Annotated in this window: 8 protein-coding genes and 2 pseudogenes; 6 read left to right on the top strand and 4 right to left on the bottom strand. The window is 64.4% G+C overall.

Going from position 1 to position 8,264, the window contains the following annotated elements:
• Positions 1-277: 277 nt before the first annotated feature.
• Positions 278-1,258 (bottom strand): annotated as a pseudogene (locus MFF40_RS28120) (efflux RND transporter permease subunit); the annotation flags it as partial.
• 95 nt (positions 1,259-1,353) lie between these two features.
• On the opposite strand from MFF40_RS28120, the pseudogene MFF40_RS29000 reads away from it, so the two are divergent.
• Positions 1,354-1,908 (top strand): annotated as a pseudogene (locus MFF40_RS29000) (adenylate/guanylate cyclase domain-containing protein); the annotation flags it as partial.
• Here the strand turns inward: MFF40_RS29000 and MFF40_RS28115 are convergent.
• Entirely contained in the window at positions 1,900-2,448 is a 549-nt protein-coding gene (locus MFF40_RS28115; protein WP_238263106.1) for a hypothetical protein, read from the bottom strand. The pseudogene MFF40_RS29000 and the gene MFF40_RS28115 overlap by 9 nt on opposite strands.
• 184 nt (positions 2,449-2,632) lie before the next feature.
• Between MFF40_RS28115 and MFF40_RS28110 the strand changes: the two genes are divergently transcribed.
• From MFF40_RS28110 to MFF40_RS28095, 4 genes are all read left to right on the top strand, one after another.
• Positions 2,633-2,854 (top strand): tetratricopeptide repeat protein, encoded by a 222-nt coding sequence (locus tag MFF40_RS28110; RefSeq protein WP_147898525.1) that lies wholly within the window; start codon positions 2,633-2,635, stop codon positions 2,852-2,854.
• The gene (locus MFF40_RS28105) at positions 2,814-3,386 is read left to right on the top strand and encodes a tetratricopeptide repeat protein (protein WP_238263103.1); all 573 of its coding nucleotides are present in this window, start codon (positions 2,814-2,816) and stop codon (positions 3,384-3,386) included. The genes MFF40_RS28110 and MFF40_RS28105 overlap by 41 nt, the downstream gene beginning before the upstream one ends.
• A 395-nt stretch (positions 3,387-3,781) precedes the next feature.
• Positions 3,782-4,180 carry a hypothetical protein gene (locus tag MFF40_RS28100; RefSeq protein WP_147853701.1) on the top strand — a complete coding sequence of 133 codons (399 nt, stop codon included), beginning with the start codon at positions 3,782-3,784 and terminating at the stop codon, positions 4,178-4,180.
• Entirely contained in the window at positions 4,164-5,063 is a 900-nt protein-coding gene (locus tag MFF40_RS28095) for a sigma-70 family RNA polymerase sigma factor (RefSeq protein WP_147853700.1), read from the top strand. The genes MFF40_RS28100 and MFF40_RS28095 overlap by 17 nt, the downstream gene beginning before the upstream one ends.
• Positions 5,064-5,066: 3 nt before the next feature.
• Here MFF40_RS28095 and MFF40_RS28090 read toward each other — a convergent pair whose 3' ends face one another.
• Complete coding sequence (locus MFF40_RS28090; RefSeq protein WP_147898523.1) at positions 5,067-5,507, bottom strand: hypothetical protein; 441 nt, start codon at positions 5,505-5,507, stop codon at positions 5,067-5,069.
• 12 nt (positions 5,508-5,519) lie between these two features.
• A complete protein-coding gene (locus MFF40_RS28085) occupies positions 5,520-6,278 on the bottom strand; it encodes an SDR family oxidoreductase (RefSeq protein WP_147853698.1) in 759 nt (252 codons plus the stop codon).
• Positions 6,279-6,646: 368 nt separating this feature from the next.
• Between MFF40_RS28085 and MFF40_RS28080 the strand changes: the two genes are divergently transcribed.
• Positions 6,647-7,297 carry an ankyrin repeat domain-containing protein gene (locus tag MFF40_RS28080; RefSeq protein ID WP_147853697.1) on the top strand — a complete coding sequence of 217 codons (651 nt, stop codon included), beginning with the start codon at positions 6,647-6,649 and terminating at the stop codon, positions 7,295-7,297.
• Positions 7,298-8,264 lie beyond the last annotated feature (967 nt).

Raw genomic sequence — 8,264 nt, 5'->3', positions numbered from 1 at the left:
GAAGCTCTGCTTGCCTGCGATCTGATCGGGTTAGAAAGGGCTAGATTGGCCGAAACCCGCCTGTCCGCTTCGGAGAAAGTCGGTCAGAAAAGCGGACAGGCTCCTACCGACCCAACCCCGTCACCGCTTCCTCGTCGGGACCGAACGGAAAGCGGTCGTTCGTTGCGCTGTGCGTTCCGGTTTGTAGCCGAGCTGCGTGGGGAACGTGAAAGGTGGGATCAGTCGATAACCGGAGGCAAACCTCCAACAATCGGTCACTCCTCGTCATATCGATGTCCTAGGGCAAGCTCATCGTTTCACCATCCGCACGCGAAAACGTGGCTTTTGGCCTCCCGCGAAAGTTCCAGGCGATCAGCACGTAGAACAGCGGGGTGACGAATAAAGCCAGCACAGTCGCCGTCACCATTCCGCCGAGTACGCCGGTGCCGATGGCCCGCTGGCTGGTCATGCTCGCGCCCGTGGCGACGGCGAGCAGCACGACGCCCAGGATGAAGGCCAACGAGGTCATCACGATGGGACTGAAGCGTAGCTCGCACGCCTCCAGCGCTGCGTCGCGGACCGACCGGCCCTGGGCCACGAGGTCCTTGGCCACCTCGATGATTAGGATGGCGTTCTTCGCGGTCAGGCCGATCACCGTGATGAGACCGACCTTGAAGTAGACGTCGTTGGGCATGTCCCGCAGCAGCATGGCGAAGACGGCGCCGACCACGCCGGTTGGCACCACAAGCAGGACGGCCAGCGGGATCGACCAGCTCTCGTCGAGCGCCGCGAGGCGGAGGAAGACGCAGAACAGCGACAGGGCGAGCAGGTAGACCGCTTGGCTCCCCGAGAGCTTCTCCTGCAGGGACTGCCCGGTCCAGGCGTGGTCGAACCCGGGCGGCAGCTTCGCCCCGAGCCGCTCCATCTCGGCCATTGCATCGCCGCTGGCGTAGCCCGGCGCCGCGCTGCCGCCGAACTTGATGCTGGGGTAGCCATTGAAGCCGACCACCTGCGACGGCCCCATCGTCCATTCGATCCGCGCGAACGATTGCAGCGGCACCATTTGCCCCTTTGCGTTGCGCACGTTGAGATCGAGCAGATCCCCCGTCTTCATCCGCCGCCCGGCCGCGGCCTGGACGATGACCCGCTGCATGCGGGCCTGGTTCGGGAAGTCGTTGACGTAGGCAGAGCCCAGGCTGGTCGAGAGCGTGTCGTTGATGTCAGCGAAGGTGACGCCGAGCGCGTTCGCAGTCTCGCGGTCGAGGATGAGCTCGATCTTGTCGGGGGCGATACCGGAACCGATACCCCGGCGCCGTGGACAGCACGGATCTGCCGTTAAGCGCTTTAGAGCAGCCGTCTAATTGGCCATTGCCGATGGCCCGAATATTGAACGAGGTCACAGAGCTTCTCGAACACCCCCGCACGAGACTTATGCCGCGACGTTCGATAAAGTCTTCGACGCGAGCAGCACCCCGGCGGTCGAGGCACGAACGGATCGCGATGAGCGAGAACACGGAGCGGTCTACCGCATCGGAATGGTCGGGTCCGGAACGTCGGCTTGCCGCGATCTTCGCGGCCGACATAGCTGGCTATTCCCGAGCGATGCACGCCGACGAAAGCGGCGCGATGCGGGCTCTCCAGGCCATGCGGATGATCGTCGACCGCCTTATCCTGGTGCGACGAGGACGGATCGCCAACACGGCCGGGGACAGCGTGTTGGCCGAGTTCGCATCTGTAACGGACGCTGTCTGCTGCGCCGTGGCGATCCAGCGGGCGCTTGCCGACGCCGAGGGCGACGCAGGACACTTTCGCCTGCGCATCGGGATCCATATCGGCGACATCATGGTGCATGCCGGGGATCTTTTCGGCGACGGCGTCAGCATCGCGGCGCGTTTGCAGACGGCAGCCGATCCCGGTGCGTTAAGGCTCTCCGAGGCGGCCTATCTTCAAGTGCGCGGCCTTCCCGATATCCGCTTCATCGATCTCGGTCCGCAGCGCCTGAAGAACATCGCCCGGCCCCTGCGCGTGTATGCCGTGCCCCCACCGGATGGACAGCCATCGCGCGCCGTCCATGCACGCCGCGTCCGCGCAGCCCTTCGGCCACCCCTCGGGGCGGCCGCCGTTCTGGCTACCGCCGCAGGGCTGGCTATGGCCTGGCCTCACCTCGTCGGATCCGAGCGGGGGGAAGCACCGCGCGTGCCTGCGCGACCGAGGCTGTCGCTCGTCGTCTTGCCGCTCACAAATCAGAGCGGCGACACGGACCAGGATTATCTCGCCGAGCAGCTCGCCGAGGATCTCTCCGCCGACCTCGCCCGCGCGCCCGGCACCTTCGTGATCGCTCACGGCACGGCTCAATCCTACAAAGGGCGGCAGGCCGAACCGCGCGCGATCGGTCGAGAGCTCGGCGTGCGCTACGTCGTGCAGGGCAGTTTGCGGCACAGCGCTGAGCAGGTGCGTTTCGCCGTCCAACTCACGGACGTCGAGACTGGCGCCTCCCTCTGGGCGGACCACTACGACGGACCGCGCGCCGCTGTCGGCGCCACGCAGGATGTCCTCGTTACACAGGTTGGCCGCGCGCTCGGTGTTCGTCTCTTAGAAGCTGCGACGCGCGCGCGCGCGCGCCGGTCAGCCGGCGGATGCGGTAGATCTGGTCATGCGCGGCCAAGCCCTGCTCAACCGACCTTTTGCACGCGAGAATCATGCGCAGGCCCTTCCTTTGTTCGAGCGGGCCCTCGGGCTCGATCCGGAGAATGTCGACGCACGACTTGGAATGGCCGAGGTGCTCGTCGATGGGGTGCTGAACGGCTGGACAACAGAGCGGACTGCCGACCTCGATGCGGCCGGAGCGCGCCATTGCCTTGGTGCTGCAGGATGATCCCACGCACCCGTTTGCGCATTACCTGCGCGGTGAGACCTTGCGCGCCCGATCTCGCTACTCGGAAGCGCTCGCCGCGTTCGACCGGGTTCTGACCCTGAATCAGAGCTTTGCGCGGGCCCACGCCTATCGTGGCCTCATCCATATCTTCCTCGGTCGGGCAGAAGAGACGGAGCGTGACATTGCGGCTGCGATCCGCCTCAGCCCGAAAGATCCTTTGCTCGGCGCGTGGCTCGCAAGGGAAGGGCTGGCCAAGCTTCATCTCGGGCAGGATCAGGAGGCGATCGCACCGCTACGCCGCGCAGCGGCCGTAAACCCGCTGTTCGACTTCCCGCATCTCTATCTCGCCTGTGCCTTTGCACGGCTGAATCGGGATGCCGAGGCTCAGGCGTCCCTCGCCGAGTTTCTCAAGCTCCGGCCCGGCTACACCCTCGCCCGCTATCGAAGTCTGACCTCCACGGATCCGAACTTCCTCGCCCAACGCGAGCGCATCTACGACGGGCTTCGACGCGCGGGTTTGCCAGAGAGTTGAACGCATTCAACGAGCCGGTCGAATCTGTGGGCTAAAGACAGCAAACAGCTGCTTTTGGCCGAAAGCAGCATGTCTGCTTCGGAGAAGTTCGGCCAGAAAAGCGGACGGGCTCCAACCGAACCAACGTTGCCGTTAATTCCCACGCCTGGGCATCTCGGAGGCGGTCGTTCATTAATGGATATCGTCGCGGTCGGAGCGTCCCTGGGCTCTGTGTAGTAGCTTGCTTGAGTATCTCGTAGCGTCGCTCGACCATCGGGTTGGGCAGCCGGTGTTCAGTGATATGATCCGTGCAGGGCCAAGCCTTTGAAAGGTGCCGCGCGGAAACTTGCATCTCATGTCACATCGGCCAGCGGTGCATCGTCACTCACGTGAACCAATCACGTCGGGAAAGTTCGATGACCAAAGCCATTCCGGTACTCGCCGGCATCCTCGGCGCAGGACTGGCCGGGAACGGCGTGTTCATGCTCGTCGCGCCCGAGGCATGGTATTTCGCGGTACCGGGCGTGACGACGACAGGGCCCTTCAATCAGCATTTCCTGCGAGACATCGGCCTGATCTTCGTGTTGATCGGGGCGGGGTTCGTGTACGGCGCGGCCAGACCCGGACCGCGCTCGCTGCTCTGGACGCTTGGTGCTGTTTGGCTCTCGGGCCACGCGCTGTTCCACTTTTGGGAGGTTGCGGTGGGCATCTGCGGGCCGGAGGTTCTGTCCCGCGATTTCCCCGCGGTGACGCTTCCTGCACTTATCGCGGTCGCCTTCAGCGTCTGGTCGTTCCGCCATGCCGACCATCGATGATCCGACCCGCGTCTTCGAGCAGGAGCGGGCGCGGCTCGTCCGGCTCGCCTACCGCATGCTCGGGTCCCTCGGCGAGGCCGAGGACGTTGTACAGGACGCATGGCTACGCTGGCGACACGTCGACCATGCCGAGGTCGCCTCGGCCGGCACCTTCCTGTCGCGGACGGTCACGCGGCTCTGCCTGGACGTCATGAAGTCCGCCCGGGTCCGGCGTGAGACCTATGTCGGTACCTGGTTGCCCGAGCCTATCGCCATGGTCCCGGACGAAGCCCCCGGCGACGACCTGACGCTCACGCTGATGCTTGCCCTGGAGAGGCTGTCGCCGCTTGAGCGGGCCGCGTTCCTCCTGCACGACGTCTTCGCGGTCCCTCTCGCGGAAATTGCGGTCACCCTGCGGCGGGAGCCACCCGCGATCCGTCAGCTCGCCGCGCGAGCCAGAAAGCACGTGCAATCCGCCCGCCCGCGCTTCCCCGTCGAGCGGGAAGAGGGGGCGCGTATCGCCAAGGCCTTCTTCGAGGCCTCGACGACGGGCGATGTCGCTACGCTGCGCAGCATGCTCGCCGATGCCGTCGTGGTGCACTCCGACGGAGGAGGAAAGGTGCTCGCCTTCCCGCAGCCCATTGTCGGAATCGACAAAGTCACGCGCATGTTCGAGGGGGTCGCGCGTAAATCGTGGATCCAGCATGCCCGGAAGCTGCAGGACCTCTGGATCGATGGCCTGCCGGGCTACCTTAGCATGGAGCCGGGCGGGATGCTCCAGACCGTCGCCCTGGACATCCAGGGCGGGCAGATCGTCGGCATTTACTTCACCCGCAACCCGGACAAGCTCCAGCGCATGGCGATATCGTTCGGTGGGGCGGTGGAAACGCCGACGCCTCACTGAGCCTCACCGGTGGGCGATCGCCAGCTCCCTACGGCAGACCGTCGAGAACGCGCAAAGCGGATCGAGGTCGCTGGCGTGGCGGATGTCGGCGAAGGCGGCGAGATCCTTATTCGGGGCGAAATAGGTCTCGCCGATGCGCTGCATGACACGCTCGGCTTCCTGGAGCGTCTCCGGCTCCCCGAAGAGCCGGATCTTGCTCACGATGGCGTAGAGGTTCACCAGCTTGGCCGGATCGTCGAGGTCGTGCTGGAAGGCGTCGCCGAACAAGGTCGACGCCTCCCGGATGAACTTGCCATAGAGCGCTTCCCGTCGTGCTCTGTCCTGCACCAAGAGGGTCGCGTGCTCCTGGCTGTGTTGCGTCAGCCAGGTGGTCGCGAAGGAGGCCATCGCGCCGATGGCCGACCCGGCCAGCGCGGACAGCGCTGAGATGTAGGCAGCATCCATCGGCGGGAGACCTTAGGCCGTGCGCTTCGGCTGCGCCGCCAGCCAGTCGCCGTAGCGTCGCTGCGAGAGCCATGCGTCGCCTGTGGGCGTAAGCCAGGGGCCACCGAGGACCACCCCGAAATACGGTGCGGTGTCGTCCGTGCGGACCTCGTGCGTCTCGCCAAGGCCCTGGAAGTGACGCCTCACCAGCTCGACCATCGGCAGCCGCTCAGGGCCGGCGATCTCGACCATGCCGTTGCGCGGTGGTGCCAGCGCGGCCTCCGCGACCTTCGCCGCAACGTCGGCCGACGCGATCGGTTGGATCGACGCGGAGGTCATGCGCGCGACGCCGTCGACGAGCGCGGCTCCCGCGATGGCGGCGACGAACTCGAAGAACTGGGTGGCGCGGACAAGCGTCCAGGGCACGCCCGCCGAGGCGATCAGTTCCTCCTGGGCGAGCTTGGCGCGGAAGTAGCCGCTGTCGAGCAGGAGCTCGGTTCCGACGACTGAGAGCGCGACGTGGTGGGAGACCCCGGCATCCTTCTCGGCCTCGGCAAGGTTCCGTCCGGCGCGGACGAAGAAGTTCATGGCCGCGTCGTCGGCGAACGATGGCGAGTTGGCGACGTCGACCACCACGCCGGCACCCTTCAACGCCTCTGTGAGCCCCTCGCCCGTGACGGCGTTGACGCCGGTGTTCGGCGAGGCAGCGAGGACCTCGTGTCCAGCGGCTTTCAGGGTGGTGACGACCTGCGAGCCGATCAGCCCCGTGCCGCCGATGACGACGATCTTCATGTGGTGCTCCGTCCTGTGTCCGGTCCCGATGGGGACGTTCGAAACCAAGACGAGAGTGGTCCCACCTGGTGTGACATCAGCTCCGATGAAGCGTTCCGGGCGCCGTCCAAAAGCCCCTACAGTGCCGATTTTCGCCGTGGGACTTGGATCGATCTTCGCCTCGATCTTCGCTCGGCTAAAGGGAGCATGATTCGAGCGATAGCTGCCGGTGTGCCGCTAGAACTCCAGTTCGACCTCAAACGTTGGTGGTTAGAACGAGCGCAATCCTCCGCCACATGTGGCGGGAAAGACTGCTTGCAGGACGGTGATGGATGCTTTCGCCCCTGCCTCAACTCGGACGGCTGGAAGGACGATCTGCCCCAATGTTGATGCGGCGCCTGATCGCAGTCTTTGCAGCCGTCGTGCTCTGGTCACTGTGGGTGCTCTGCATCCTCCTGACCCTCCCGGTGCTCCTGAACGTTCCGGGCGAGGCCACCCCGGGAGAAATCGCTCTCTGGCTCGCAGTCCTCTATGCCGTTGTGACCTATCCCATCGTTCTCCCGGTGTTGGCGGTTGTGAAGGCGTGGGCCGTTCGCAAATCCAAGCCGACGATACTCGCGGCGATCCACACTGTGACCTGGGGAGCTTTTGTAGGGGTCATGGCAATCCTCGCTACCCTCGCAGGCGCCTTCTATGCCCACGAACAGGCGCGTCCGGTGCTGACCCGGGAGGAAGGGTTCACCAACTCTTACGCCAACGCGATCCTTCGTCAGGATACCGCATGGATGGACCGCATCCTTAAGGAAGGGGCTGACGTCGATCACCCTATGTCACTCGGTAGCACGCCTGCCTCGATGTCGGCCGGCTTCGGAGATTGGTCCTTGGTCCTGTTCCTGCTCAGTCGCGGAGCCGACCCAGACCGGAAGGACGATCAGGGCAGATCGGTGAGGACGCTTGCGGCTAAACCTCCTGCACTTCCTAGAAATGCGGCCGAAGCTTACGCACTGGATGGTGTCCGCAAGCTTCTCAACAAGCGGTGAACACAACCCTTTCTTGCCAACCCTATTCGAAAGGCGCCTGAATGCCTTACACCTATCTTGACCTTAGGCCGGTCCGGCCGATGTCGACCCTATCCAGATATTCAGCCAAGCTGCGATAGGTCAGCTCATGACGGACCATACACTCATCGGTAAGCACGTTTCAGAGTTCTTACCCCTGCTTGGCCCCTCGCCCGCGGTTACGGATCGACCACCGGAAGGCGATCCCGAACATAGGCTCGATCGCCACATCGAATGTCCGAGTCGTGGATTGGCTATGATGATCGATGCGAGCGACGTCTGCTGCTGCGTTCAGTGCTTCGGTGCCGGAAAGGACCCATCGTACTGCGAGTTCGCGGGTGACCTGCCGGGTGCGGTCAGGTTCCGGAACTCACGGAACGATGCGAGGGCGATCATGGGTCCGCTGGTAAGGAGCAGCGATGGTGGCGCCACCGTGTCTGGGATCGAGCATAGGCCCTGGGATCTGTTTACGCGCGATGGGCTGCGGGTCCACTTAGAATATACCAACGGCTGCAATCGCATCTTGATGGTGTCGGTCATGCTCCCGTCCACGGAAAGCTGAACGTCTGCTCCCCACCAAGGTTGTATGAGAACGCCGGTTAAACCTCGGCGGCCACGTTCTTGGACGAGGTCGAGCGGGCCATCAGACGATAGGAGTGGCATTGGAGCCGTCGGTAGCGGTGCGAGGTCGATATCTTGAAACTCGGCGCTTCAGAGCCTTGCGAACATAGGCGGCATCCGAGACGTATGAAAGAGTTCCCGGCCCAATCCATGCCTTAACCTGATGCCACTGACCCGACGCTTGGTAGGGTGTCCCTGGCGCCGCGATCACCCTGGCCAGCAAGGGAGCATGCTCTGGCCCGGGATCGATTTGCCCCCTGCTGCGCGCACGCTTAGGGTCTGGACTCGATCAGCACCAGAACGCGATGACGGCGGCGAGAGCGAGGGC

It is taken from the genome of Methylobacterium mesophilicum, from assembly GCF_022179445.1.
Classification (GTDB): Bacteria; Pseudomonadota; Alphaproteobacteria; order Rhizobiales; family Beijerinckiaceae; genus Methylobacterium; species Methylobacterium mesophilicum.
This window is presented reverse-complemented; position numbering and strand designations above follow the sequence as displayed.

Coding starts and splice junctions, on each gene's coding strand:
- MFF40_RS28110 (WP_147898525.1), top strand. CDS start 2,633: ATGCGCGGCCAAGCCCTGCTCAACCGACCTTTTGCACGCGAGAATCAT.
- MFF40_RS28105 (WP_238263103.1), top strand. CDS start 2,814: ATGCGGCCGGAGCGCGCCATTGCCTTGGTGCTGCAGGATGATCCCACG.
- MFF40_RS28100 (WP_147853701.1), top strand. CDS start 3,782: ATGACCAAAGCCATTCCGGTACTCGCCGGCATCCTCGGCGCAGGACTG.
- MFF40_RS28095 (WP_147853700.1), top strand. CDS start 4,164: ATGCCGACCATCGATGATCCGACCCGCGTCTTCGAGCAGGAGCGGGCG.
- MFF40_RS28090 (WP_147898523.1), bottom strand. CDS start 5,507: ATGGATGCTGCCTACATCTCAGCGCTGTCCGCGCTGGCCGGGTCGGCC.
- MFF40_RS28085 (WP_147853698.1), bottom strand. CDS start 6,278: ATGAAGATCGTCGTCATCGGCGGCACGGGGCTGATCGGCTCGCAGGTC.
- MFF40_RS28080 (WP_147853697.1), top strand. CDS start 6,647: ATGCGGCGCCTGATCGCAGTCTTTGCAGCCGTCGTGCTCTGGTCACTG.